We start from the raw sequence: 873 nt of genomic DNA on the forward strand, positions 1-873 counted from the left end.
CTAGGTGTACTGAGTCAGGACGTTGGTTACGTCGTGAATAGGTGAAGACCTCTTAGGTTGGTGGTTACCACACACAGCCAACGACTAAGAGGTCTTCATGTCCCACCGTAATGCCCGCCTGACTCCGAACGGTAGGCGGATCCTTATCGAGCGCGTCCTCGCCGGCCGTCCCGTGGCCCATGTGGCCAAAGAGATGGGTGTCTCGCGGACCTGCGCCCACCGCTGGATCAGCAGGTACAGGACGCACGGCTGGGCCGGCCTCGAGGACCGCAGCTCCCGCCCAAGGTCGTGCCCGCACGCGACCTCCGCGGAAGTTGTTGCCGATGTCCTGATCCAGCGCGTTGAGCACCGCGAAGGGCCAGCGGGCCTGGCCTTGCGCTGCGGTACCAGCGCCCGGACGGTCTCCCGGATCCTGGCCCGCGCGGGTATGCCGAAGCTGTGGGACCTGGACCCGGTGACCGGTGAACGGATCAGGGCATCCCGTGCCACGGACCGCCGCTACGAACGTGACGCTCCCGGGGACATGATCCATATCGACGTCAAGAAACTAGGGCGGATTCCCGACGGCGGAGGTTGGCGGGCCGACCCGAATCAATCCGCCCGCAACCACTCAGCAGGCCATAATCGGGTCGGTTTTGACTACGTCCACGTGGCCGTCGATGACCACACTCGTCTGGCCTACGCCGAGGTCCTGCCCGACGAAAAAGGCCCGACCTGCGCCGGGTTCCTCACCCGTGCGGCAGCGGCCATGGCAGCCAACGGGGCCCCCGTCCGACGGGTCATGACCGACAACGCGTTCGCCTACCGGTTATCGAAAGATTTCCAGGACGCACTGGCTGCACTGGGCGCCAAACACATCCTGATCAAACCCCG

Annotated in this window: 1 protein-coding gene; it reads left to right on the plus strand. The window is 64.9% G+C overall.

Annotation, left to right across the window (positions count from 1 at the left end; genetic code table 11):
* Positions 1-97 precede the first annotated feature (97 nt).
* A partial coding sequence (locus tag PV772_RS23010; protein WP_347887706.1) for an IS481 family transposase occupies positions 98-873 on the plus strand: 776 nt, incomplete at its 3' end.

This window comes from Pseudarthrobacter sp. CC12 (genome assembly GCF_039907755.1).
Taxonomy (GTDB): Bacteria; Actinomycetota; Actinomycetes; order Actinomycetales; family Micrococcaceae; genus Arthrobacter; species Arthrobacter niigatensis.